The organism is Rhizobium sp. P38BS-XIX (assembly GCF_012641435.1).
In the GTDB taxonomy this organism is placed as follows: Bacteria; Pseudomonadota; Alphaproteobacteria; order Rhizobiales; family Rhizobiaceae; genus Rhizobium.
This window is the reverse complement of the sequence record NZ_JABAIJ010000018.1, coordinates 1-25,324: the sequence shown is the minus strand read 5'-3', so window position 1 is coordinate 25,324 and position 25,324 is coordinate 1. Positions and strand designations below refer to the sequence as shown.

The 25,324-nt window shown below is 58.8% G+C and carries 26 protein-coding genes; 14 read left to right on the top strand and 12 right to left on the bottom strand.

The window, feature by feature from the left end; genetic code table 11:
- Nucleotides 1-3: 3 nt before the first annotated feature.
- A complete protein-coding gene (locus HGP17_RS32125; RefSeq protein ID WP_168815857.1) occupies nt 4-888 on the bottom strand; it encodes a sugar phosphate isomerase/epimerase family protein in 885 nt (294 codons plus the stop codon).
- A gap of 125 nt (nt 889-1,013) precedes the next feature.
- Here HGP17_RS32125 and HGP17_RS32120 point away from each other — a divergent pair, with 125 nt between their 5' ends.
- Nucleotides 1,014-2,501 carry a GMC oxidoreductase gene (locus HGP17_RS32120; RefSeq protein ID WP_168815855.1) on the top strand — a complete coding sequence of 496 codons (1,488 nt, stop codon included), beginning with the start codon at nt 1,014-1,016 and terminating at the stop codon, nt 2,499-2,501.
- A 193-nt stretch (nt 2,502-2,694) separates the two neighbouring features.
- Here the strand turns inward: HGP17_RS32120 and HGP17_RS32115 are convergent, their stop codons facing one another.
- The 4 genes from HGP17_RS32115 to HGP17_RS32100 all read right to left on the bottom strand — a co-directional run bounded on the left by HGP17_RS32115 (nt 2,695) and on the right by HGP17_RS32100 (nt 8,009).
- The gene (locus HGP17_RS32115) at nt 2,695-4,047 is read right to left on the bottom strand and encodes an NCS2 family permease (protein WP_168815853.1); all 1,353 of its coding nucleotides are present in this window, start codon (nt 4,045-4,047) and stop codon (nt 2,695-2,697) included.
- 24 nt (nt 4,048-4,071) lie between these two features.
- Complete coding sequence (locus HGP17_RS32110) at nt 4,072-5,877, bottom strand: adenine deaminase C-terminal domain-containing protein (protein WP_168815851.1); 1,806 nt, start codon at nt 5,875-5,877, stop codon at nt 4,072-4,074.
- A complete protein-coding gene (locus HGP17_RS32105) occupies nt 5,867-6,865 on the bottom strand; it encodes a LacI family DNA-binding transcriptional regulator (protein WP_168815849.1) in 999 nt (332 codons plus the stop codon). Before HGP17_RS32105 ends, HGP17_RS32110 begins: the two co-directional genes overlap by 11 nt.
- A 232-nt stretch (nt 6,866-7,097) precedes the next feature.
- Nucleotides 7,098-8,009, bottom strand: a complete 912-nt coding sequence (locus HGP17_RS32100) for a LysR substrate-binding domain-containing protein (protein WP_168815847.1) — start codon at nt 8,007-8,009, stop codon at nt 7,098-7,100.
- Nucleotides 8,010-8,657: 648 nt separating this feature from the next.
- On the opposite strand from HGP17_RS32100, the gene HGP17_RS32095 reads away from it, so the two are divergent.
- From HGP17_RS32095 to HGP17_RS32080, 4 genes are all read left to right on the top strand, one after another.
- Entirely contained in the window at nt 8,658-9,599 is a 942-nt protein-coding gene (locus tag HGP17_RS32095) for a LysR substrate-binding domain-containing protein (protein WP_168815845.1), read from the top strand.
- A gap of 193 nt (nt 9,600-9,792) precedes the next feature.
- Nucleotides 9,793-10,245, top strand: coding sequence for a DUF302 domain-containing protein (locus tag HGP17_RS32090; RefSeq protein ID WP_168815843.1), 453 nt, complete (start codon nt 9,793-9,795; stop codon nt 10,243-10,245).
- A gap of 19 nt (nt 10,246-10,264) precedes the next feature.
- Complete coding sequence (locus HGP17_RS32085; RefSeq protein ID WP_168815841.1) at nt 10,265-11,275, top strand: MBL fold metallo-hydrolase; 1,011 nt, start codon at nt 10,265-10,267, stop codon at nt 11,273-11,275.
- Nucleotides 11,276-11,316: 41 nt separating this feature from the next.
- Nucleotides 11,317-12,222, top strand: a complete 906-nt coding sequence (locus HGP17_RS32080) for a DMT family transporter (RefSeq protein ID WP_168815838.1) — start codon at nt 11,317-11,319, stop codon at nt 12,220-12,222.
- Nucleotides 12,223-12,349: 127 nt separating this feature from the next.
- Here HGP17_RS32080 and HGP17_RS32075 read toward each other — a convergent pair whose 3' ends face one another.
- Complete coding sequence (locus HGP17_RS32075) at nt 12,350-13,093, bottom strand: CbtA family protein (RefSeq protein WP_168815836.1); 744 nt, start codon at nt 13,091-13,093, stop codon at nt 12,350-12,352.
- A 12-nt stretch (nt 13,094-13,105) separates the two neighbouring features.
- Complete coding sequence (locus HGP17_RS32070) at nt 13,106-13,315, bottom strand: CbtB-domain containing protein (RefSeq protein WP_168815834.1); 210 nt, start codon at nt 13,313-13,315, stop codon at nt 13,106-13,108.
- A 453-nt stretch (nt 13,316-13,768) separates the two neighbouring features.
- Here HGP17_RS32070 and HGP17_RS32065 point away from each other — a divergent pair, with 453 nt between their 5' ends.
- On the top strand, nt 13,769-15,265 hold the full coding sequence (locus HGP17_RS32065) for a mechanosensitive ion channel family protein (RefSeq protein ID WP_168815832.1): 1,497 nt from the start codon (nt 13,769-13,771) through the stop codon (nt 15,263-15,265).
- Between the two features lie 20 nt (nt 15,266-15,285).
- On the opposite strand, the gene HGP17_RS32060 is transcribed toward HGP17_RS32065, so the two are convergent.
- The 4 genes from HGP17_RS32060 to HGP17_RS32045 form a co-directional block, all read right to left on the bottom strand.
- A complete protein-coding gene (locus tag HGP17_RS32060; protein WP_168815830.1) occupies nt 15,286-15,678 on the bottom strand; it encodes a DUF302 domain-containing protein in 393 nt (130 codons plus the stop codon).
- Between the two features lie 165 nt (nt 15,679-15,843).
- Nucleotides 15,844-16,059 (bottom strand): tautomerase family protein, encoded by a 216-nt coding sequence (locus tag HGP17_RS32055; RefSeq protein WP_168815828.1) that lies wholly within the window; start codon nt 16,057-16,059, stop codon nt 15,844-15,846.
- Nucleotides 16,060-16,275: 216 nt separating this feature from the next.
- Nucleotides 16,276-17,175, bottom strand: coding sequence for an SDR family NAD(P)-dependent oxidoreductase (locus HGP17_RS32050; protein WP_168815826.1), 900 nt, complete (start codon nt 17,173-17,175; stop codon nt 16,276-16,278).
- 39 nt (nt 17,176-17,214) lie between these two features.
- Nucleotides 17,215-17,955 carry an SDR family oxidoreductase gene (locus HGP17_RS32045; protein WP_168815824.1) on the bottom strand — a complete coding sequence of 247 codons (741 nt, stop codon included), beginning with the start codon at nt 17,953-17,955 and terminating at the stop codon, nt 17,215-17,217.
- 104 nt (nt 17,956-18,059) lie between these two features.
- Here HGP17_RS32045 and HGP17_RS32040 point away from each other — a divergent pair, with 104 nt between their 5' ends.
- From HGP17_RS32040 to HGP17_RS32005, 8 genes are all read left to right on the top strand, one after another.
- Complete coding sequence (locus HGP17_RS32040) at nt 18,060-18,953, top strand: LysR family transcriptional regulator (RefSeq protein ID WP_168815822.1); 894 nt, start codon at nt 18,060-18,062, stop codon at nt 18,951-18,953.
- Between the two features lie 502 nt (nt 18,954-19,455).
- Entirely contained in the window at nt 19,456-20,292 is an 837-nt protein-coding gene (locus HGP17_RS32035; protein ID WP_205926228.1) for an alpha/beta hydrolase, read from the top strand.
- A gap of 188 nt (nt 20,293-20,480) precedes the next feature.
- Nucleotides 20,481-21,434: an MBL fold metallo-hydrolase gene (locus HGP17_RS32030; RefSeq protein WP_168816005.1), complete on the top strand. Its 954-nt coding sequence runs from the start codon at nt 20,481-20,483 to the stop codon at nt 21,432-21,434.
- 129 nt (nt 21,435-21,563) lie between these two features.
- Entirely contained in the window at nt 21,564-21,908 is a 345-nt protein-coding gene (locus HGP17_RS32025) for an SH3-like domain-containing protein (protein WP_168815818.1), read from the top strand.
- The gene (locus HGP17_RS32020; protein WP_168815816.1) at nt 21,901-22,551 is read left to right on the top strand and encodes a nitrile hydratase subunit alpha; all 651 of its coding nucleotides are present in this window, start codon (nt 21,901-21,903) and stop codon (nt 22,549-22,551) included. The genes HGP17_RS32025 and HGP17_RS32020 overlap by 8 nt, the downstream gene beginning before the upstream one ends.
- The gene (locus HGP17_RS32015; RefSeq protein ID WP_168815814.1) at nt 22,548-22,895 is read left to right on the top strand and encodes an SH3-like domain-containing protein; all 348 of its coding nucleotides are present in this window, start codon (nt 22,548-22,550) and stop codon (nt 22,893-22,895) included. The genes HGP17_RS32020 and HGP17_RS32015 overlap by 4 nt, the downstream gene beginning before the upstream one ends.
- On the top strand, nt 22,888-23,610 hold the full coding sequence (locus HGP17_RS32010) for an aquaporin (protein WP_168815812.1): 723 nt from the start codon (nt 22,888-22,890) through the stop codon (nt 23,608-23,610). Before HGP17_RS32015 ends, HGP17_RS32010 begins: the two co-directional genes overlap by 8 nt.
- A gap of 156 nt (nt 23,611-23,766) precedes the next feature.
- The gene (locus tag HGP17_RS32005) at nt 23,767-24,285 is read left to right on the top strand and encodes a DNA starvation/stationary phase protection protein (protein WP_168815810.1); all 519 of its coding nucleotides are present in this window, start codon (nt 23,767-23,769) and stop codon (nt 24,283-24,285) included.
- A gap of 170 nt (nt 24,286-24,455) precedes the next feature.
- On the opposite strand, the gene HGP17_RS32000 is transcribed toward HGP17_RS32005, so the two are convergent.
- The gene (locus HGP17_RS32000) at nt 24,456-24,689 is read right to left on the bottom strand and encodes a hypothetical protein (protein WP_168815808.1); all 234 of its coding nucleotides are present in this window, start codon (nt 24,687-24,689) and stop codon (nt 24,456-24,458) included.
- Between the last annotated feature and the right edge of the window lie 635 nt (nt 24,690-25,324).

Here is a 25,324-nt window from a genome sequence, read left to right as displayed (position 1 = left end):
CGATCAGCGGCCGGCGGCCGCAAACATCGCCTTCGCGTTCTTCAAGCCGGTCTCGCAGCCGTATTGCGTCGGCTCGTTGCCCTCGTATTCGAGCGAGACGAAGCCGTCATAGCCCGAGGCGACGATATCCTCGATGATCGACCTGACAGGCAGATCGCCATAGCCGAAGACCGAGCCGCGGATTGCCTGGCCACCGACCGTCTGCAGCCAGTCCGTGCCGGGCGCCGTCTGGCGCACATAGAAGTCTTTCAGGTGGACGAAGCTTGCTTGCGGGAGGCACGCACGCGTACCCGTCAGCGGGTTCTCATCGACGCAGAGGAAATTGCCGATATCGACGGTGAGTTTGAAGCTCGGCAGGTTGACGGCGTGCAGCAACCGTTTGATCCGCTCGCTGGAATTCATGAAGAAGCCGTGGTCCTCGACGCTGGTGGTCACGCCATAACGACCGGCATGCGCGGCAAGCTCATGGGTCGCTTCAGCGATCGCCGGGAAAGCCGCTTCGAACTGGCCAGGCTCCGCTACGCGCAGCGACCACGGTACGACATCGTGACGCAGGAAGCGGACGCCAAGCCTGTCGCAAAGCTCGACATAGCCCTTCAGCCGGCCGAGCTGGAATGCCCGTTCGCCGTCATCGATGAAATTGCCGGACATGCAGAGGCCCGAGAGCGGTATGCCACTTTTCTGGGATGCGACCTTCAGCCGCTCCAGCATTTCCGCGTCCTTGGCCAGTTCGTATTGAAGATCCTGTCCTTCAGGCGCAACAGAGAGCGTTGCCAGTTCGACATGATCGCCGCCATGTTTGCCGACCCAGGCGAAGATATCCTCGATCTGCATGGCGCCGCTCTGCATCAACGGGCGGAAACTGTATGAACTCAGACCTATCTTCATCGCTGCATCTCCTTGAGCGCTGTCATCAAAACTTTGTTCGATAAATTAACAATCCCAATTGACATCGGCTACGATACATTTTTGTTTGATGTCAAATCGATACTCAAGAATGGGGAATTGCAGGAATGTCTGGTCAGTCTGCTGACGTCGTCATTATCGGGAGTGGTCCGACAGGTTCGGCCTACGCGCGAATCATTCGGAACAACTGGCCGGAAGCGCGGATCCTGATGGTAGAAGCTGGGCCGCAGATTTTGCCGCAGAAGGGCGCGCATCTCGACAATATCGCCGATCTTGCCGAGCGTGCGGCCTTCGAAGTGCATGCTCAGGGCGGCGACCGTAGCCCACGCATGCCGATCAACAAGGAAGAATGGGAGGCGCGCCGTGCAGGCGGCTTCGATCATTCCTTGCTGCGCCGCTCGGGCCTCTTTATCGCCAACGACGCCGATCCGCAGGATGAAAACCTTTTTGCCGGCTTCTCGGCGGCCAATGTCGGCGGCATGGGCACCAAATGGTCGACCGGTACGCCGGTACCGTCCGAGATCGAACTTGTACCCTTCATCCCGAGCGAAGAGATGCAAAAGGCTCTGGCCGTGTCGGCAAAATTGCTCGGGACAAACAAGGATCCGCGCGCCGGCGATGTGGCGGCCATTGCCATGCGCGAGCGCCTCGCTGAAGTCTTCAATCCCGGCCGCACGCCGGATCGCTTCGTCCAGCCCATGCCGCTTGCGGCAACACCCGATGCCGATGGCCTGCGCTATCATGGCACCGACGTCGTTTTAGGCGACCTCGTCGATGAGCCGGAAGAACGCTTTCATATCCTCTCTGAAACAGCCTGCCGCCGCGTCATCCATGAAAATGGTCATGTGACGGGTGTGGAACTTGTCCGCGCCGGCTCGCAAGACGCCTTCACGGTCAGCGCCGGCACGGTGGTCGTTGCCTGTGATTCGCTGCATTCGCCCCAGCTGCTTTACGCCTCGAACATTCGGCCCGAAGCGCTCGGTCGCTATATCAATGACCACTATATCGTTTCGCAGGTCACGGAAATGCAGACCGATGTGCCCATGACGGCGATGAGCTGGATTCCGTCCACCAAGGATTTTCCGTATTCCGTAACCATCGCCCCGGCCAGCCTGCACTCGATGCCCCGCGCCAGCGAAATGAGCGGTCAGCCTGTCGGAATGGGCTTTTTCGTGGGCTCCGACCTCAATCCCGATAACCGTGTCGTCTTCGACGACGATCGTCGTGACTGGCTCGGCCTGCCGGCCATTTCTATTCAGTGGCGTCAGTCCGAGGGCGACAAGGCCCGCTTGGAAGAGGCCAAGGGCCATGCGCAGCGCATTTCCGGGATTATCGGTCGTCCTGCCCCCGGGTTTGCCACTTTCGTGCAGCCTGTCGGCTCGTCGCTGCACTACCAGGGCACGATCCGCATGGGCGAACGCGATGATGGCACCAGCGTCTGCGACAGGAACTCAAAGGTCTGGGGCTTCGACAACCTCTATGTCGCGGGCAATGGCGTCATTCCCACCATGACCGCTACCAACCCGACGTTGTTCAGCGTCGCTCTCGCCAGCATAGGCGCCAGCCAGATCGCCGCCGCTCGCCGTACGGTCTGATCGAGAGATTGGCTGGAATTGTTGAGAAGACGTTCATCGCGCTTGTGGCCGTTTTAGGCCTCAAGCGCTTGTGATGCGCCTCCAGTCCGTCGCCGCCGCCATTCCACCGGCAAGTGAATGATGGAGCGCCCCGATGGACGCTCCATGCGTTTCTGGCAAGCCCGGGAATGAAGGCTTGCGGCGCATGACCTGCTTAGTGCGTAGCAACCGTCCAGAAGTAATAGGCAAGCGGAATGGCAAGGAGGTACATGCCAATCGAGACCTGTTTTGCCTCGCCGGATAGAACCTTGACAATGACATAGAACAGCAGGCCGCCGGCGATGCCGGTGCCGAAGCTGTTGGAGACCAGGGTCAGCAAAACCATCATCAGGGCGGAGAGACCGTCTGAGAAATTCTCCAGATCGACCTTCTTCAGGGCGCCGAACATCGACATTCCGACCAGGATCAAGGCTGGAGCGGTGGCTGCTGCCGGGATCATCAGCGCGATTGGCGTAAAGAGCAGGGTCAAGGCGAACAAGGCTGCCGTCGCGATCGAGGCAAGCCCCGTGCGGCCGCCGACTTCGGCGCCGGTCGCGGACTCGACGAGTGCCGTCAACGAGGGAATGCCGAACAGCGGGCTGATCGTTGCGGCAACGGAGTCGACAAGGAACGGTTTTCCGAGATCTTCCATGTTGCCGGCTTCATCGACCAGGCCGGCTTTCGCACCGACTGCGAGCGTGGTGCCCAGCGTCGAGAAGAATTCCGAGGCGAAGAAGGCGAACAGATAGGGGAAATACTGGATCTTCAGCGCGCCGAAGAAATCCAGCTGCAGTCCGATTTCGGAAATGCCGTGCGGTATGCCGAAGAACGTGGTGGGGAGCTTGGTGACCCCGAGCGGAATTCCAAGCAGGGTGCTGCCGAGAATGGCCCAGAGGATCGGACCCGGTACTTTCCGCCCGCGGAGAAAAACGGCGAGGAAGATGCCGAAGACGGCAATAATTGCCTGTCCCGAGTTGAACGATCCCAGCATCAGCGCATGGCTCTTGACGTTGACATCGACCAGGCCGGCATTCTTGAAGCCCAGGAGTGCGATGAATAGTCCGATGGCGGCGCCCAGACCGAGCTTGATTTGAGCCGGCACCATGCGGGCGATGACCTGGCGCACGCCCAATACGGTCAGCAGAACGAAGATCACGCTCGACCAGAACGATATGGCGAGACCGGTCTGCCACGGAATATGCTCGACGGCTGCCATCGTTGGCCCGACGAGGACCGAACCGCCAATGCCAGGTCCCACCACGAAGGGCATGTTGGCATAGAGCGCCATGAACAGCGTCGCGCCGATGATGACGATAATGGTTGCTGTCGTCGCCGCCGCGCGGTCGATCCCGCCAGCGGAGAGCAGCGACGGGATCACCACGAGGAGATAGGCCGACGCCAGAAAGGACGTGACGCCTGCAATGATCTCAGTCTTCGTGCTGGTCTTGCGCTCGCGCATGCGGAAGTATGTCTTCCATCCCGGTTCCGATGCCTCGCCCGGCTGCGCTATATGTGTTTCTGGGGCCATTGTATGTGTCTCCTGAGGCGGCAGCTATGGCCGGGGCAGTGGGTAATGTCCGTCTCGGCCTGCGGCGAGAAGTTGTCTGATTTCCAGGGTCGTACCGTCGGCCAGTCCGAGGTCGGTGACGTGCGGGCCGGGATTGCAGGCAAGACTTGCTCCGACGACTGCCTTGAAGGTGCGAATTGGCGGCATCCAGTCGGCGATCGCATCCGCTTCCGCGCGCAGCCTTGCGAAGTCTTCTGCAACCTCATTTGCGGGAGCATCCGACAGCAGCCCGCAGACCGGTAAAGCGAGCAGGGCCGTTACGCTGCCGCCCGCCGCCGTTGCCATGCCGCCGCCAGCCTCGATCACGGCATTGGCCGCGGCGGCCATATCCGCCGGATCGCGGCCGAAGACGGTGAGATTATGGCTATCGTGCGATATCGTCGTTGCGAGAGCGCCACTCCAATGGCCCCAATCTTCGAGGATGCCGATGACGGGCGAGGGGGCTTGCCTGCCATGGCGATGGATAACGGCCATCAGAAGCATGTTGTCGGGGAGAACAAGCTTGCCCCCTTTCACCGCGACGACGGCTTCGCCCCATTTCGTAAAGCGGGGACTGACGATGGTGTTGACGCGTGCTTCCTCGACATCAGGCAGCTCAATCTCGAAATCGGTCGCCGAAAGCCTGCCGAGCTTCACCGTGTCGCGATATGCATTGCTATTGCTGCCGGCAGGGATGATCTCCGTGAGACTGCCGCCTTTTGCGACTTCCCGTCCGGATGCGTAGACACAGTCGACCGTGATTTTTTCGAGATCGGATAGAATGACGATATCGGCGCGACGTCCCGGCGCAATCAATCCAAGATCATACTGGTTGAGCCACATGGCGGCGTTGAGCGTGGCGGCACGTATGGCATCGATCGGCTTCATGCCGTAGCCAATGAGGCGCCTGAGAACAGAGGACATCGCCCCATCGTTTACGAGGTCATCCGGGAAGACGTCATCCGTACAGATCGTCAGCGTCTGCGGTAGATGCGGCAGCGTCTTCAGTGCTTCGATCACACCGGGCAGCACATAGTCGTGCGACCCGCGCAGCTCGATGGTGAGGCCAGCCCGCAGCTTTGTCAGCAGGTCTTCGCCGGAGGTGATCTCGTGATCCGATTGGATGCCTGCGGCAACGAAAGCCTGCAAATCGGCGCCCTCAAGTCCGCGCGCATGGCCGCAGACGCGTTTGCCGCTGACAAGCCCCGCTTCGACGACCCCGCGCATCGGCTCGCTCCGTTCAAGCACGCCGCGCATGTTCATGACTTCGGCGACACCGGAAATTTCCGGCCAACTGAGCATGGTCGCCATTTCGCCTGAGCGGAACTCGGCGCCGGCAAGCTCCAGGCCGGGTGCCGAAGGGACGCAGGATGGCGCCAGGGTCAGGAAGCGCAACGGCAGTTGCTTCGTTTCTTCAAGCGCCCAGCGAATGCCGTCCAGGCCGGCGACATTGCCAACTTCATGAGGATCCCAGCACACCGTCGTCGTTCCCTGCGGAACAACGATTTCCGCATAACGCCTCGGCGTTATCATCGAGCTTTCGACATGCATGTGCGTGTCGATGAATCCGGGTGTTAGAAATCGTCCCGAGGCATCGACGATCTCTACCGCATCGTTTCTGCTTGCCGGCGCGTGGACGCTTGCAATCAGCGGCCCGACAAGGCCGATATCGACCTGTCGCATCTCCGACGTCGCGACGTCGACAAGCGTTCCGCCCGTGATAAGCACATCGAACGGCTGAAGCCCGAGTGCAGCCTTAACCGCGCGATCGCGCAGTTCGGGCGAATGGAGGTCCTGAGGTTCATTCGGCATTTTCGTCTCCCCGAGAAGGGACCGAAAGACGTGCGGTGGATTGCCTCACGACAAGATCGGTCGGGAAAATTCTGCTGGTGTCGGTTTCTCCAACGACAAAGGACAGTGCGTGCACCGCGACCGCTTCCAGATCCTGACGGATCGTGGTGAGCGGCGGCGAGACGATCTGCGCCCACATCAGATCATCGAAACCCGTGAGCGATAAATCTTCCGGTATGCGAAAGCCCCGTTCGCGAACAGCGAGGGCGAAGCCGATGGCGATCGCATCGTAGGCGGCTGCGCAAGCCGTAAAGCGCGTCAAGCCAAGCTCGCGACCAAGGACGTTCCCGGCCTCGAACGTCGCGTCACTGTGTTTCAACGTCGGCTCGACATTGGCCGAAAAGCAGACCTCGCGCATTCCTTCAACACGCTCGCGTGCCACCAACGAATTTTCCGGCCCTGCAAGGATGAGCAGCTTCTCGTGACCAAGCGCTAGCAAATGCCGCGCAATCTTGCGGCCGCCTTCGCGATGGTCGCTTGCGGCGACATTGCCGGCGGTGACGGCGCTGTCGATGACGGCAACCGGCACCGAAATGCTCTCCTGGATGACGGTCGTGCCGCGCGTCGGTATCACGATCAAGGCATCGACGCCGCGGGCAATCATGTTTCGGATCTCGAAATCCTGTTGTCCGGCATCGCCTTGGCTATCGCCGATCAAAACGGCAAGGCCGCGCTGCTTGGCTGCGCGCTCGATGGCCTGGGCAAAGGCCGGAAACAATGGTTGACCGATGTTCGGAACGAGCAGGCCGATCGTGTTGCTTTTGCCTGTGCGCAACGCACGTGCCGCATGATCCGGCACATAGCCCAACCTGTCCGCTTCCAGTCGGATCTGCTCGATAAGTGCGGGTGAAACGCGGCCCTTTCCCCGAAGCGCATTCGAGACCGTTGCCGTCGACACGCCCAGCGTCACTGCAATTTCACGAATGGAAGAAGGGCGTGCTTCTGTCATCTTTCGATCCCGATCGGCTCTGATTAAACGATTAATCATAGTCAATCGGTCTTGCAAGTCTTAATTTCTGAGTTTCCGGTGGAGCTAATGGAGAGAGAGGGTTGAAGTCCCGATAACGTCACCGTCCTCAGATTTGGGGGCGGGAGCGTCGCTGCCCGGCAGCTCCGGACAGCCTGCGTTTAACGCGATGTCGCCAGCGATCTGACGTCAACTCCGCGGCTCTTCAGTTCCGTCAGGAGCCGTCGATCACGGTCTGGCAGGCGAGTGCAACGTGGTCGACGAATGCTCTTAGGCCCGCACCCATTCCGCTTCGGGTCGGCATGAGCGCCGTCAGCACCGCGTCTGCACTCCGCCACTCGGGAAGCACAGCGACCAACTGGCCGGTCTTTATTTCCTGCCTGCACAGATAGACAGGCAGTGAAGCGACCCCGATATCGGCTTTCGCCGCGCTTTGGATGGCCTTGATGCATGAACTTGCGAGCCGGGGGGAGAGAGGAATGTCGGCCGTCTCTCCCGTCTGCTGATGTGTCAGCGACCACCGCGGCTGCGTGTTGTCGCGGCGAACGAAAAGTGTCGTATGATTTGCCAACTCGGCCGGATCTTTGGGCACGCCCTTTTCCGCCAGATAGGCCGGTGACGCGAAGAGTTGCCATGGTATCCGGGCGAGCCGCTTCTGAATGAGGTTCGAGTCCGGCAGGGGTGTGGAATGTGCGCGTATCGCCAGATCAAACCGCTCGCCAACGATGTCGACGAAGTGATCCGCCGCATGTTCGACCAGCGAGATTTGAGGATACTTGACGAAGAACGACCTGATGACCTTCGGCATGACGAACTGGGCGGTGGCGATCGCGGTGGTGTAGCGGATTGGTCCTGATGGCTCCCGTATCCGGTCTCGCATAGCACTTATGGCTTCGTCCGCACGCTCCACCGTCACCAGGGCATATCGATAGAATTCCGCGCCGGCTTCCGTCAGTGCAAGCTGGCGGGAGGAGCGCAGCAGCAAAGTGAGGCCCAGTTTTTCCTCCAGCAGCTTCATGCGATAGCTGAGCGTCGATGTCGGCAATCCAAGGGCACGGCCGGCGGCTGTGAAACTGCCGCTATCGACGATGGTCATAAAGTAGCGAAAATCGTTCATATCGATCATGGATCAGTCCTCACGCAGCGAGGATGACGAGGTCTTAGGATCAAGCGTGGCAATCCGGCAGATCTTCCTCACCCTTTGAGGAGATGCGGATGGCGGCGCTCCTTTCGGAGCTGGCTCTTCGCGTTTGATGTCGTGTCGAAGCCTCTGTCCTACGCTTTGACATGGATTATTGTGTCGGACCGAAAATAAGATGGAGACGCTATGCTTTGGATAGCCGAAGCGCTCAAATGCATGTCCAGCAGGATCAATCGCGATCTCCTGTTGTGTTTGGAGCTGAGCCGAGAGACTTTGGTAGGTTTGCGCTTACCGATTTCACGGGCGGCGATATGAGCAAGGAGATGGCTGATGATAGCTCCTGCCTCTTCCTGGTAGCGCGATGACGCATGGACACTGGCTATTAGCCGGCGTCCGTTGTTGACGCGGTCTTGAATTGGAGCACGGTATAGTCGGCAATGGTGGTTTTGAGTGCAGCGAGAGAAATCTTCCGCATTCAATAGAAATTGCGATATGAATTTTTTGCCACAATGACGTTGTGTGGTATCGAAAACTCAGTTTGTGAAGTGCGCAACAATATGTCGGCAAGGCGATACGTCGACGCGGTGGCGTGTTTTAAGATGGCTGCCAGTCTCTCGCCTATGGTGCATCCCCATGATTGATATGAATGACTTTCGCTACTTTGTGACCATCGTCGACCGAGGGGGATTTACGAGCGCCGGCCAAGCCCTGGGGTTGCCGACATCGACACTCAGCTATCGGATCAAGCAGCTTGAAGAGCGTCTCGGGCTCGTTCTGTTGCTGCGCACATCGCGCAGGCTTAGCCTGACGGAGGCGGGCAACGAGTTTTATAGACACGCCCTGGCAACGGTCGAAAATGCCAACGAGGCCGAACATGCGATGCGAACCCGGCTCAGCGATCCCGCAGGGACGTTGCGCTACACGACCGCTCCAGTCGTTGCGCAATTCATCATGCCCCCGATCGTCAATTCGTTCATGTCCAGATACCCGAAGGTGACATTGGTGCAGCATGTCGCCAATCATTGCGTCGACATCGTCGGTGAGCGGTTTGATCTCGCGATCCGCGTTCATCGTGCGGCCGTACAGAATTCCAATTTCATTCAAACGACGCTTGCCAGCATTCCGTGGTATCTGTTCGCATCGCCGGCCTATCTGAAGAGATACGGCGAGGTTGAAACGCCGCAAGATCTCGCTACCCACCAGATGCTGCTGTTCTCCAAGGACAGCAGCCAGCCTCGCTTGACGCTTTCCCATCAGCTGACGGGACAGAGAGAGGAGATCGCCGTCGCACCACGTTTGTTGAGCAGCTGCATGACGAGCCTCAAGGATGCGGCGAAGGCCGGGATCGGCATTACCGCGCTGCCCGCCTATCTCTGCGGTGCGGAGACGAGGAGTGGCGATCTGGCAATGGTGCTTCCGGGCTGGCTTGCGGATGATACCCGGCTGACGGCGTTGATGCCATATCGCGTTGGCCTGAGTGCCGCCGTCAGCGCCTTCATCGACCATCTCGCCACGTCATGTCAGGATGTCATCAACAACTGTCCACTGCCCGATGCGATGGCTTCGGCTGCTTAGGTGCTGGCATTTTGCCGTTGCTGCGAGGCTTGCTTCATTTTTTGAAACGGCGCCTGAATTCTCGCGCCGATGAACCATACCCAATCCAATCCATTAAACGCTGGTTCCAATAAAACGGGCTTCAGAGGGGATTTTGCATGTTCTAGCCTGCGCAACATAGGGACACCTGGTGTCCGTTGTTGAGAGACAGGATATGACCGAACTTCATCCCGTAACCTATGGACAGTCGTCTGTGCCGGACGATCTGCAGCATTCCCTTAGTTCGAAAGCCGGATTCGAGGATGTCGTCGCTTGTGCGAAGACGGCGATCGAGGATGCCGGCTTCTGGGTGCTGCACGAAATAAATCCACAAGCCCTTCTGGCCAAAGGTGGCTATGCCATCAATCCGACTCGGCAGCTGCTGTTCTTCCACCCGGATTACATGGTTCGCGTCTTGTCGGCCGTGCCGGCCGCACTTCTGGAGGCGCCGCTGAAGTTTGCCATCATGGATCGGGGTGACGAAGTCGTCCTGCGCTGGCTGGATCCCGAACGCGCCTTCGGCCGATATGAAGACCCTCATCTTGCGCAGCTGGGCAAGGAGCTTGCCGCCAAATGCGAGGCGATTGCCGCCGAGATATTGCACCGTGCTTCGAAATTGATCGGCTGAACGAGACAGGAGAGGGACGATGACCAGTTCCATGAGCGAGGGGCCGCAGGTCCTGCAAAGTAAAAGCCCGGGCGATGAACCCAACGACCATTCCGTCGGTATTCCGCAAGAGGTGGCTCCGGGCGTCTTCTTTCTGAAAGGCGGGACGCGATATTTCGAGGAAGGCACAAAGACGGGCCCGGCCGGCGCGGTTCGCAGCCTGATGTGCAACAACGGTTGGATCGATCTCGGAGACGAGGTCCTTCTGATCGATTCCAACATGCCATCGCGCACGGACGCACTCTTGTCAGCGGTCCGCGATACGGTCGGTGAGAAGCCGATCAAATATGTCGTCAACACACACCATCATGGCGATCACGTCTATGGAAACCGCCGAATTCGCGAGCGGACGGGTGCAGCGATTATCGCCTGTCGCGAGATGGTTGATGAACTCAGGCGTTTCGAGACAGCCGCATTCGGAGGTCCGCCCGGCCGATGGGAGCAGGTGGCGACGCTGAGACCGGATCTCGCCGACACGTCTCTTCTGCCGCCGACACTGGTCTACGGCGACAGGCTGGAACTTATCGGTAGGGATCGCCGCGTCGAATTGCTGCATCACGGCTGGGGTCACACGCGGGGCGACACAATTGTCTGGCTGCCGGCAGAGCGGGTGATGTTTGCCGGGGATCTCGTGGCCAACGGACCCTACAACATCGTTCGGGACGGCGAGATGCGCGAATGGCCCAAGTTTCTCGCCTTCATGGAAGAGCTTCGGCCAAGCATCGTCTGTCCGGGACATGGAGAGCGAGCCGGACCGGAAATCCTCACCAGCCAGCGCGGGTTCTTCCTTTCGCTCTGGGCGCAGGTGGAAAGCCGCGTTCGCGACGGCATCACGCTTGACACGCTCCTTGGCGACATCGAGATGATCCGCGCGGCTCTGCTTGCCGATCCGGCCGCCGCCGAGCACGTCATTCCGCACGATGCCGATCTTGCCGTGATGTCGCTGAATGCGCAGGTCGAGCGGGTGTTCCGGCAGATCGTCCAGGAATAGTTGCCTTTCATGCCCATCAATAGCCGAGTGGAGCATCTGTGATGTCGGCCATTTTGTCCGCACTCTTCGTTCTTATATGGTCCACCGGTTTCATTGTCGCCAAAGGGCTCTTGTTTCACGCCGCTCCGCAGCCTTTCCTTGTGCTGCGCATGCTGCTCACGGCTTTGCTGCTTGGCGCAATTGCGCATGTGCGACGCGATCGATGGCCCGCAAAGGCCAGGGTCTGGTCGCACCTGATGACGGGCGTATTGTTGAATGGCGTCTATCTCTGCTTTGCCTACACGGCTATTTGGCAGGGAATGCCGGCTGGCATCATGGCATTGTTGTCCAGCACTCAGCCCGTCGGAATTGCCGCCTGGCTGTATTTCGCACGCGGAGAAAAACTGTCGAGGGCAGGCGTCGTTGGGCTTGCCGTTGCCATTGCAGGCGTCGTCTGCGTGCTTGAACCGGATCTGGCCAACGGTGGTACCGGCCATATCAATGCGGTTGGCTTGGCGGCAGCCATTCTTGCCGTCATCGGGATGGCGGTCGCGACGACGATCCAGAAAAGCCGTTTGTCATCCGATCCCGTCAGCGTGTCCGCCTCGCTGCAGAATGCCGGCGGCATACCGATTGCACTGGTGGCCACAGTCCTTGACGGCGACAATCTCTGGGATGGAAGCGTCGCTCTTTGGGGATTGCTCGCCTGGTCGGTCATCGGCCTGTCGGCGATCGGCGTCTCGCTTGTCGTATGGCTTTCGCGGCACAATGGCCCAACGAAGATGAGTGCGCTCTTGCTGGCCGTACCGCCGCTCTCTGCACTGGAAGCCTACGTACTCTTCGGCGAGCAGCTGGCGCCACTGCAGATCGTCGGGTTCGTCGTCGCGATTGCAGGCGTGTTTCTGACAAGAATATCCGTGAAGTTGCCCCGCATGTCACTGCGACGAAAGAAATCGATCACGCGATAAAGTGCACCCGAGCGGAGGAAGTCACCCCTCGATCCGCCTCTTGTCGAAAGCCATGCCTGCCACTTCGGCGAATTCGCGGTCGCATGCGTGCTTGATGCGACCGCGTCGAGCGGAGTGCCCAAACTCTCTAGCGCGTTGCCGAGGGGAAGGAACGGCGCGACTGGCGATGTTCGAGAAGTCTTTCCGCAAGAATGCCGAAACCCAGCCCGAGTGACGCCCAAAGGATCGCATGCATACAAAGCGAAGCGAGGCGAAAGCGCCAGAGGAGCACGGCTGAGAACGTCTCCGGCACCTCGTTGACAGGCGGCATCAGGCTCTGGATCACCGCAACGATGGCGATAAACAGGAGGCTGGCAACGATCGCCGCATTCCACCTGCCATATTTTCTCGTCAAATTATTCGCCACGGCGAAGGCAAGCGACAGCGCGATGATCGAGGCAAGCAGCAGGATGAAATAGAGCTCGGTTCGAGCGCCGATCGTATCGGGATTGCCGACAGCCGGAGGATTGGCCGGATATTTGAAATCGGGGATGACCGACATGACCAGAAACGCTCCGAGCCCGAGCATGGCGGATGTCGTCCGGGCGCTATAGGGCCCGGCGCGACCGTAAATCGCCGAGAAGGCCAGGGCAAAAAGACCGCCGGCCGCCGCGCCGTAGACGATGACGGCGGTAAAGAGTCCGAGGCCGGCCTGCGTCGCGCGCGAGACGATTTCGGGTTCCGGCGCCTCACCTGCCGCTTGCGCCATCTTCTCTTCGAAGGCGATTGCACTATCGACCAGTGGTTCACCGAAGCTGTGCGCGAAGAGGAAGACGAGGATACCGGAAAGAAGCCCAACAAGCATGCCGCGCAGTAGAAGTTTGCCGACCATGACCCAGACCTCTCAATGGCAGGGGAAGCCGAGGAGGTGCCGGCCGTCATGAACGAATTCATGGACATACATGCCGGAAATCAGCGAGGTCGCCCCTTCTTCGGCGCCGACGAAATAGATCGCGAGCAGGAGAAGAATGCCGGCAAAAATTGCCCACGGGACAATCTGGCCGATGGCGATCGGAGTTGGTGTGGCTGTGGGTGCAAAGATTGTGTCAGACATGATCCATATCCTCCATGAACAATGGTTGTTGCAGGCCAGGAACGGAGACATCGGACCTGGCTTGCCGTTCGACAGAACCGGGTTTCGCACGCGTTGAGAACCCCATTGTTCTGAAAGCTTCGTGCAATGGATGGGAAGGTGCCGGGCGCGCGCGCTGCCGGGCCGAATGCGAACGCCCCTTCGTTCTCGCGTTGATCAAGCTAGCACAAACGCAATATCCCGCGCGGATGCTCGGCATTCCACAAGATCGCGGAGTCCGCCGCGCAAGCTCGATTGTCCAATCAGTTGGACGTTACGTCATGAAAGTGACGGCTTCCGGCCAATGCAGCACGTGGAATAGGTTTCCGAGGGTTCAGCCCGACCTGACGCAGTGATCGCCGGATCGCTGCATGACGGACCGCTCATGCTTGCCGGCCTGAGCGGATGGGGACGGGCATTCGAAGAGACAGGGACATGGTTGAATTGATCACTCATCCGCTGGCACAGTTCGTCGGGCTTTTGGTTGTTTTCCTTGTGGTGAGATTGCCGGTCCGGAAATCCGCCGCGTACAAGCTCGCAGCCGACGTCGCATTCTTCGCGGCCTTCACCGTGCTTTTGCTTCGAAACGGAATAGCGCCGTATCTGGCGGATGACACTGCGCTCGACGTGGCGGATCGCTTCGCATATGGCGGCCTGAAGACGATCTGGTGGATCGGCGGTGCAATGATGCTGACAAGTCTGGTGCGCCTTTTCCTGATCTTTGAGGGAAAGCCGCGCGAAGTCAGGCTGCTGCAGGATGTCGTTGTCGCTCTGATTTACATCTCGGCAGCTCTCTCGATCATTACCTACGTCTTCAGCCTGCCCATTGGAACGATCATCGCGACATCCGGCATCTTCGCCATCATTCTTGGCCTCGCGCTGCAAAATACGCTCAGTGACGTCTTTTCCGGCATTGCGCTCAACCTCGGTCATCCGATTTCACCGGGCCATTGGATCGTGCTGGATGGTGATGTTCAGGGGCAGGTGTTCGAAACCACCTGGCGGTCGACCCAGATAAGAACGGCGACGAATGATGTCGTCTTCATTCCGAATAGTCTTCTGGCGCGCAGCCGTTTCACAAATACCAGCTATCCGGATCGCTCTCACGGCGCGACGTTGCGCATTCGTTTGAGGCTCGATCGGCCTCCGCGTGCCATACTCGAGCTCATGAACAATGTCCTTCTCAGCAGTGGCACGATTGAGAAGGATCCGGCGCCTACTGCGACGATCGCGGCCATCGACAAGGACATTGTCGATATGGACCTTGCATTTCGCGTGAGCGACGTCGACAAGGTGGGCGCTGCCAAGAACGAACTTTTCGACCTCATTTACCGCCACGTGGAGAGCGTCGATTTGCAGCTCGCCTCGTCGCTGCCGATTAGCTCCGACCCATCCGGGCGAACACCCGGCGAAAAGAGCCGGGCTGGCAGCGGTTCGCGCAAGCTGCTCAACGCCATCAGATTGTTTTCCAGCCTGACCGAGGACGAGAAGGACGGCTTGGCGACCTCCATGAAGAGGCTGAATTTTCGCAAGGGCGAGATCATTGCCCATCATGATGCTGCGCTGACGTCATTGATCATCATCAAGAGCGGTGTCGTCGTCGTCGAGGAGCCGGATGGAGACACAGGAAAAGAGTTGGACAGGCTTGCCCCCGGCGATCTGTTTGGAGAGGGAGGCGTCCTGCTCGGCGCGGTCGAGGTCGGCGAAAAACGAGCGCTGACGCCAGTCGTCGCTTATGAAATTGCAAAGGAGAAGCTGGCCAATCTGCTGAAGGAGCGTCCGACAATCGCAGAAGAGCTTGCAGAACTGCTGTCAGCCCGGACACAAAGACAGGAAGCCCTTCATCAGGTGGCGGCCATCGGGGCCGGCCAAAACAAATCCGCTCTCGCCGCGCGCATGCGCCAGCTTTTTCATCTCACGCACAATCGCTAGCGTCTGTCGACCGCACCGGCTTAACCTGCCGATATTGCCTCTTCGACAGCGCTGCGGACCCCTGCGGTCATCTTGGCGACGATATCATCGGCGGTTATCCCGTGCCGAGTTGCCAGATGGGAGGGCTCGTTGTAGGCCAGCCACGTGTCGCTGCCGTTGGTCCACGCAAGCGCCTTTAGCGGCAGATCTATTCCGATTTCCTGATTTTGCTGCAGCAACAGGGTCCCGACTTTTGGATTGCCGAAGATCAGCAATTCCGTTGCCGGCAAGGCTAGCTGGGCGTCAGCGGCGTCGGCAGCAAAGTCGATGCGTGCAAACACCTTCATTCCGCGGCTGGCTACAGCCTCGGCGAGCCGGTCGAGGGTCAACTTGGGCTCGTGATTGGATCTCAGAAAGGTCATTCCATCCGTCATCGTTCATTCTCCTTTGAGGTTTGCCGAGATCGACCGTCGCCGAAGTTCGTTTTCAATGCAATGCAGAGACACGACGAACATCACTTCGATCGGCAGGGTGCGTGCTGCCTCTTTCAGACGTTGACGCAACGGCTCGCTTGCGCTCGCCATTGCGTCAATCAGCGACTATGCGTCTTTCGCGCGATATTCATCGGGTAGGATGAAGACCTGGTCGGCGCGTGCGTAGCCGCCATCCTTGACTTCCTCGATCAGAACCATCGTGTGAGGTCTTGCTGCTTCCGAGAAATACTCGACCAGAAGGTTCGTGACCTTGTGGACGATCTCTTCCTTCTGAACTTTGCTAAGCGCCGCTTCCGGCGTCTTTATGTTGACGAATGGCATGGTAGTCCTTTCGATGTTTCTCTTGCTGGCGATCTTCAAGAACGCGACGATCGGTTGCTCTTTGGATCTGGGGAGGTATGCGGCGGCCAGCGTTCGATGCCGATACAGGCCGCGACAAATGTGTGCGGCGATTGTGGCGGTGCCGGCGGGAGACATTCTCTCCGCCCGTCGGCACCTTGGATTTGCCGATGTCGTGTCTGTCGGGGCAAAGCGAAGCTAAATGGCCGCTTTGGGATGAAGCAGATCGGCATGTCCGATGCGATAGAGGAATTCCGAGCGGACCCTGTCGATGACGGCAAAGCTGACTTCCGAACCATCACTTGCCGGATCGATGACGACCCGAAGCGGACGTTCCCCGTAAGGGCGGCCGACGATATCGACAACCGCCCGGCCAACGGCTGCCGGATCGGCGTTATCAGGTACGGTCGTGGCAAGGGCCTTGAGGAGATCGTCGGAGAACCCGGCGGGATAGCTCTGCGCGTAAGCCTGCTCTACGGCCTTGTCAGCCGGCGAACCGGAATGGGCGAAGTGATTGGTGCCCGATGTGAAGGCGCCAGGTACGACGATCGAGGTTTCGATGCCCAGAAGTGAAAGCTCCTTGGCATAGCAAACGGCCATCGCATCCATACCGGCCTTGGCGGCGAAGTAGGGCCCAAGGAGCGGGGGAACGCCGCCCGCGACGCTGCTGCTCGATATCCAGATCACCAGACCGCGACCGGCCGCCCGCATATGCGGCAAGACCGCCCGGTTGACGCGCTGCGTGCCGAGAACATTGATGTCATAGAGTTCGGCAAGCTGCTCCGGCGTAAATGCTTCGCTGGGTCCGTAGACCATGTGCCCGGCATTCTGGACGAGCACATCAATCCTGCCGTGTTTGGCGATGATCGCTTCGATTGCGGCATGGATCGATGCTTCATCCTGAACGTCGAGTTCGATTGAGGCGAGCTCGATGCCGTGCTCGGCCGCATAGGCGGCGTTGTCGGCAACGTTCCCGGCATTCTTGCCGGTCGTACCACGCATGGAGGCGTAGGCCGTATGGCCTGCATGGGCGAGATCACGCGCGATCATCTGGCCAAAGCCGCTCGATGCTCCCGTGACAAGTGCAATCAGTGACATGAGGAAGTCTCCTATCGATGAGAAAGAGGAGTGCGCTGATTAGATCACGCCGCCATTGGCGCGAATGGTCTGGCCGTTGACCCAGCCGCCGTCCGAGCCGGCCAGAAAGGCGACGACCGAGGCGATATCGTCCGGCTGACCGATGCGACCCATCGGGTTCATTCCGGCAATCGCCTTGATCTGTTCCTCGCTCTTGCCGGTCGTAAACAATGCGGTGTCGACGGGACCCGGCGCGACGGCGTTGACGGTAATGTGCTTCCTGCCGAGTTCCTTGGCGGCAATGTGAGTCATCGCTTCAACGCCAGCCTTGGTCGCGGCATAGACGCCGTATGTCGGCTGGTAAAGGCCAACGACGCTCGATGAGAAATTGATGATCCGGCCGCCTTCACGCAGACGCTTTGCGCCTTCGCGGATGCCGCGAAACACCGAGCCGAGATTGACGGCGACCTGACGTTCGAACGTCGTGTCGTCGAAGTCCGCAAGCATTCCGAGCTTCATGATGCCGCCATTGTTGACCAGGATGTCCGTGCCTCCGAAGGCGCTTTCGGCCGCATCGAAAAGCGCTGCGAGGCTTTGGCTGTCACCGATATCGGCAGCGACCGCTATGGCCTTGCCGCCATTCTTTTCGATTTCGGCAACCACATTGTCGGCGGCGGCCTGATCGCTGGAATAATTGACAACAACGGCGATGCCGTCTGCTGCGAGACGGAGTGAAATGGCGGCGCCAATACCTTTGGAACCACCGGTTACGATTGCGACACGCTGCGAAGAGTTCGTCATGGGTTTACTCCGTTTGATTGGATGACCAGAAGATATTTGCAGCAGCTGTACGAAACAATTGCATGGAAATTGACATAAGAATTCGGCTGTGGTGAACAGTGTGCATGGATCGTCTGGACCGCATGCAGTTATTCGTTCGCGTGGTTGAGCGCGGCAGCTTCTCGGCTGCTGCGGCCGACATTGGGATTGCCCGCTCGACCGCGACGGAAACCATCAAGCAGTTGGAGCGGGCTCTGGGCACACGCCTTTTGGAGCGCACAACGCGCCTGGTAAAGCCGACGCTCGATGGCCAGGCTTTTTACCAGCGCTGCATCTCCATCCTGGCAGAGGTGGAGGAGGCCGAATGCGCCTTCGGCGATGCGGAGCCGCGCGGCCTGTTGCGGATCGATGCGCATGGTCTGATGACGCGCACCTATTTGCTCCCCCGACTGCCGGAGTTCATGGATCGCTATCCGCTGCTGGATCTGCAAATTGGTCAGGGGGATCGCCTCGTCGATCTGGTCCGAGAAGGTGTCGATTGCGTCATCAGGGCCGGCTTGCTTGCCGACAGCGGCATGATCACGCGCAAGCTTGCGGAGATCGAGGAGGTCACGTGCGCCAGCCCGGCGTACCTCGAGAAGTATGGCGTGCCGCAATCCCCGGACGATCTCGAAGGGCATCGATGCGTCGGCTTTGTGTCCTCTCGAACAGGGGAAAAGCTGCCGTTGGAATTCACGGTCGGCAATCGTGTGCGAAACGTGACGTTGCCAAGCCGCCTGACGGTCAACAATTCCGATACGATGGCGGACCTCGCCCGCTTGGGCTTCGGCATTTTCCAGGCGCCACGATACAGGGTCAGGCGCGACCTGGAAGAGGGAAAGCTGGTGGAGATCCTGAAACAGTATCCTCCAACACGAACCTTGGTATCCGCCCTCTATCCGCAAAATCGCCAGATGACGCCGCGACTGAGGGTTTTTCTCAACTGGGTCAGCAAAGTCTTCGCCGAAGCCGATCTTTGAGATCGCATCTTCGCTGCCGATTTCCAGGAATGTGATCGGGGCAGGCCATCGAGCGCCATGGTCTGCGCGTCATGGGTACGCGCTACCATCCAGGTCGCCCGATTGCGCAAAGACACGTCCCGGCATTGGAAGGTGACCATCGCTCATCCTGTCGTTAGGCGCGACATCGAGCGGGACTTAGCACAATAAAATCAAACATGCGCCAGTGTGCATATGCGGAAATGCGCAGCCTGCGGTCTCGCATTCATCGTTCAATCCATTGAAACATTGGTTGGGATTTAGCCACTTCTGCGACCGTCATCCAAGCGCTAGTCCTTATCCACAACAGACGGTGGTTGGGAGGTTCAGGCGGATCATGACGAATTCCTTCTTACATCTCACGCGTCGCGAAACCTTGGTGATCGGTGCTTCGACTGTTGGCGCAGCGATGATCGACGGCTCCAAGGTCGCTTTTGCATCCAACGCCAATCAATCGATCACGCATGCAGCGGGAGATATCGCCATGGGTTATGTCACGACCAAGGACGGAACCGAAATCTTCTATAAGGACTGGGGTCCGAAGACCGCTCAGCCGATCATGTTTCATCATGGCTGGCCGCTCAGCTCCGATGACTGGGACGCACAGATGCTGTTCTTTCTGTCGAACGGCTACCGCGTTGTTGCTCATGATCGCCGTGGTCACGGCCGCTCCGCTCAGGTTTCTCACGGCCACGATATGGATCATTATGCGTCAGACGCCTTTGCCGTTGTCGAGGCGCTGGATCTGAAAAACGCCGTGCATATCGGCCATTCCACCGGCGGCGGCGAAGTGGCGCGTTACGTTGCAAAGCATGGCGGGCCGGCGGGCAGGGTTGCCAAGGCTATTCTGGTATCGGCCATCCCGCCGCTCATGCTCAAGACGGCAAGCAATCCGGAGGGGTTGTCGATCGACGTCTTCGATGGCTTCCGCAAGGCGCTTGCCGCCAATCGCGCCCAGTTCTTCCTCGATGTTGCAAGTGGGCCATTCTATGGCTTCAACCGTCCTGGCGCGACGAAGGTCGAGGGAACTGTCCGCAATTGGTGGCGCCAGGGCATGGAAGGCGCCGCCAACGCCCATTACGAGGGGATCAAAGCCTTCTCGGAGACCGATCAAACCGAAGATCTGAAGGCGATCAAGGTCCCGACGCTCATCCTCCACGGTGAGGACGATCAGATCGTTCCGATCGCCGATGCCGCGCGCAAATCCATCAAGCTGCTGAAGAACGGGACACTGAAGACCTATCCTGGCTATCCGCACGGCATGTTGACCACCAACGCCGACGTCCTGAACGCGGACATGCTCTCGTTCATCAAAGGCTGAGCCGTGGCACTCGCGATCGGGGCGCGGCCCGGGTTGATGGCAAAGCGTCGGGGTATCCCGATTTCACCAGAAGCGAGGCATGCCTCGAACACTTCATTTTCATCTCTACAGGAACAGGTTTCATGACGATCTTTTCGCAACTGCCAGCGGGCGCACAGCGCGGGGAAACTGCAAAAGATCCGTCTGGGATGATGCTCTCGCGTCGCGGTTTCTGTCTTTGTTGTGTGGTTGCGACGGGCTTTGCGGCGACGGGAGGGTGGCTAACACCCTCTGAGGCCTTTGCCGAGGCCCGCAATCTCGTCGACGTCTTTCGCGATGAGGCCGCCAAGGCGAAGATCACGACCCATAAACTGCGCGGCAAGGTCAGTGTTCTTGAGGGATCCGGAGGAAACATCGCCGTCCTCACAGGTCCGGATGGCAAGGTCTTCATCGATGCCGGCATCACCGGAACACGCCCCAGGATCATGGAGGCAGCCAACCGATTGAGCCGGGAACCGATCACGCATCTGATCAACACCCACTGGCACTTCGATCACACCGACGGCAACGAATGGCTGAGCCAGGAAGGCGCTTCCATCATTGCGCATGAAAACACCCACAAGCATCTTCTCTCGGCCACGCGTGTCGAAGACTGGGATTTCACCTTCCCCTCATCGTCACTGGCAGCGGTTCCAACCGATATCTTCAGCGATGAAAAGACGCTTAAGTTGAACGGACAGACACTTCACCTGAAGTACTATGGACCAGCACATACCGATAGCGATATCTCCGTTACAATCGGTGAGGCAGATATCCTTCATTGCGGAGACACATTCTGGAATGGACTGTATCCGTTCATCGATTACTCCACAGGCGGTAGCATCGATGGAACGATAGCAGCAACGGAAGCCAATCTGGCAGCGATAAGCAAGACAACGATCGTCATTCCTGGACATGGAAATCCTGTGAGCAATCGGGCGGAACTCACCGAGTATCGTGACATGCTGAAGAGCATCCGTGACAATGTCGCCAAGTTGAAGCAGCAAGGCCGCACGGTCGAAGAAGCGGTCAATGCGAAGCCGACCTCGGCTTTCGATGAAAAGTGGGGCAAGGCGGTCATCTCGCCGGAGTTCTTCACCCGCCTTGTTTATCACGGCGTGTGACGATCGAGATGGACGCGCCGCGAAATCCGGCGATGACGTGCAGCATACTTCAATGCTTCGCCCAGGCTCGGCGCATGCCATCTCCCCAAGCTGCGCGATCGCCAACAAATTCAATCACAGGAGGTCACTATGAACGCATCTGTTACAGGCTTCGGCGGAATGGTACCCGCACGCGGTGAACTGCCTGTCTTCGATACCGGAGACGCCGTCATCATATCGGACCGTATTCCCATCGGTCACTACCGGATGCCGACCTATCTGCGCGGCAAGCATGGAACGATCGAAGCCGTCATTCGTCCGATGGCCGTCAACAACGAAGAGGAAGCCTACGGTCACAATGCCGGATCCAAGGGCTACTATTACCGCGTTTCCATCCCGATGACTGGAATCTGGGCGAACTATGCCGGCTCGCCGAAGGATCGCATTCTCATCGAAATATTCGAGAACTGGTTAGAGAGGAACACCAATGTCTGAGCCCCACAGCCATGATCACGACCATGACCACGATCATACGCCGATCACGGTAGACGAGCGTCCTGGCTACTATGACATCATGGAAACGGCGTTCCGCGAGCTTCTGATCGAAAAGAAGCTTTTCGGCGCCGATGAAATCCGCCGGCAGATCGAGGTTCTGGATTCCAGAACACCGGCGCTTGGCGCGAAGGTCGTTGCCAAGGCCTGGACGGATCCGGACTTCAAGAAGCGTCTGCTGGAAAACGGCAGGACGGCCTGCGAAGCACTCGGCATTACCTTTTACGACGATACGGAACTCATCGTTCTGGAAAATACGCCTGATGTGCATAATCTGATCGTCTGCACATTGTGCTCCTGCTATCCGCGCCCCGTGCTCGGCTTGCCGCCGGATTGGTACAAGCTGAAGCCCTACCGCGCGCGTGCAGTCCAGGAACCCCGATCGGTTCTGCAGGAGTTCGGCACGATCATTCCCGACGACGTCGAAATCCGCGTCAGCGATTCCACGGCAATCGTCCGTTATCTCGTTTTGCCGATGAGGCCCGCCGGAACCGATCATTTGAGCGAGCAGCAACTCGCCGATCTGGTGACGCGCGATGCCATGATCGGCGTTATTCCGGTGAGCTATAACAAGGATGCCGCGTGATGGGATCCGAAACACTCGTCAAGAAGATTCCAAACGATATCGGCGGCGATCCCGCCGGCAAGATCGAGCGTGTGGAGCACGAGCTTCTTCCGTGGGAAAAGCGCTGTCACGCGCTTGCCGACGTGCTTGACTATCACAAGATCATCAACACCGAAGAAAAGCGCCGCGGTGTTGAATCGCTCGGTTCTGAAGTTGTCGGCAAGCTCACTTATTACGAGCGCTGGATCGTCGCTTTCGCCAATATCGCGTTTCAGAAGGGAATTCTCGTTCCTTCGGAACTGGCTGAAAAGATCCGGGAAGTCGAGGCCCGGTATCCGGCCGCTGCGGACGCCCACCATGGCTGATGCGGTCCTTCACGACCGGCTATCATGCTTCTTCGAGCAAAACACCGCCTTGCCCTTGGTAAGGCGGAGTTTCGTCGAAGCAGTCGGTACCGCGTTCCTGGTCGTCGCAGCCATTGCTTCCGGCCTGAGTGTCGCCCGTCTCGCCACCAATGAACCGCTCGTCGCCTCCATGATCGTTGCGATATCCATTGCCGGAGCGCTCGTGGGGCTGATCGTGGCTCTTGGGAAAGTCTCGGGCGGTCATTACAACCCGATCATCACCATCGCCCAATGGCTGTCGGGAGAGCGCAGCCGCACCTGCATGATCGCCTATGTGCTGGGACAGGTTGCCGGCGCAATCGTCGGCGCCCTGTTGAGCCAGCAGATGTTTGCCGACCACGCCGCAGCGGCAGCGCCGGCGGGCTTGCCTTCGTTCGGCATGTTCCTCAGCGAAGTGGTGGCCTCTGCGGGGTTGATGACCATCGTGCTTGGATGCGCACGCAGCACAAAGTGGGAAACCGGACCTTTTGCCGTGGGTGCCTGGCTGACGGCCGCCATTCTGGCGACGCCCTCCACATCTTACGCCAATCCCGCCATCGCGATTGCTGCGATCTTCGCAGCAGGCCCCGTTGCGCTCGCGCCTTCGATTGCTGCCGCCTATGTCGTCGCACAGCTGATCGGGATGGCAATTGCCATTGTCATCAACCGCATTGCGTTCGGCACGGCTTCGTCCTGACCGCCGCCGTGGCGGGGATGCATGAAAACGGCCCTTCAATCAATATTGCGGGTCGGGCATCGAGGCTCAGACCTCCGCCAAACGCCATGAAATTCCTCGCCCGCCCCGAGCGGGCGACGATGCATCCTTTGCCGCACCTCACCCAAGGAGAACACCATGACCGCCAATGAAGCCAGGACGACGAGAGGCGCGTCGATGGCCGTTCCGTCCGATCTTCCCACCAACGCCGTTGCAAGCGTCGCAGCAGCCATGAACACACTGCTTGCAGATGTCTTTGCGCTTTATCTGAAGACCAAGAACTTTCACTGGCATATGTCCGGTCCGCACTTCCGAGACTATCATCTCATGTTGGACGAACAGGGCGAAGATATCTTTGCGATGGCAGACGCAATCGCCGAGCGCGTGCGCAAGATTGGAGGCACCACATTGCGCTCCATCGGTCATGTCGCGCGCTTGCAGCGTCTTTCAGATAACGACGCCGAATACGTGGCGCCGGAGGACATGCTGGCGGAGCTGTGCGAAGACAACAAACGTTTGGTTCAGTTCATGCGCGAAACGCATGAGTTGACAGCCGATAACAACGATGTGGCGTCAACAAGCCTGCTTGAAAACTGGATCGATGAGACCGAGCGCCGGACATGGTTCCTCTTCGAGGCATCCCGGCCGGTGACGTAAATCACCGGCAATAAAGGCAGCTAGCTGTTATATCATGCCGGAACGCCGGCGGGTTTAACCCGTCGGCGGAAGTCCAGTCAGAACATCGAACCTGCATCCTTCTGCCGCTCGAAGGGTTATCGTCGGCATGGTGCAACGCCTGCCGGCACCCATGCACGCATATCAGACGATCACTCTGCGGCCAGTTCCAGGGACATCTTCGAGGATGGCGGCACGATCTTGGTCACGAACTCGAAATCCGCCAGCATACGATGCTCGTCGGAGCCGAGGCGGGCAATCGACCAATATTCCCGCTCCGCGCCAAAAATTGTCGACACCTGCACCACCTCAGCCGGCGCCTCGCGATCAGCCTTCAAGGTTGCCCAATAAAAACACTCCGGCTCCAATTTCTGCAACGGGATCATAATCTAACTCCTCGATCACGCCGCTATATAGAACACCGTTTGCCCTAAAACAGTCCATGAACCATTCCGCGCATTTTTTCCCGCAAGCTTTTTTTCAGTGATCGTTAATGCAACCCAACAACGATTTTTTAGCGCTCGCAATGGCGGGAACATAGTTGGCGTTGTAAGTGGCTGAACACCCTTCCACGGCTGCGGGCGGCGTCTCACCGCGTATGAGGTATCGGCGATGATGCCCCTGGGAAGTGTTTGAACCCCTTGGACCTATGGATTCAATCGTTCCCTTCTCGGTGAGGAATTGGCCGAAAATGGTCCGGCTTACCTACCCATCAATCGAGATATTCCAAGATCATTAAAAGCCCTACCGGTTCTCCGCAGGGCGCCGACATTCAATATGTCGGCCGAACCGGTTGGCCCATTTCCCCACAGCTCTCAATTTGATTCTCGACACGAACGTGTCTCAGACGTCCGTGTCGAGATCGATAGCCAGGCAACTGTGTCATCATAGCCTAGTTGCTGGCGTCTGCGGTATCGTCCAGTTGGGAGCAGCTTGAGAATTTCGGGAAACTTGCCTGATGTAGGGGCACACGTTCGATGCCGATGATTACCTCGGAGAATCAGCAAGCCAATCATCTGAT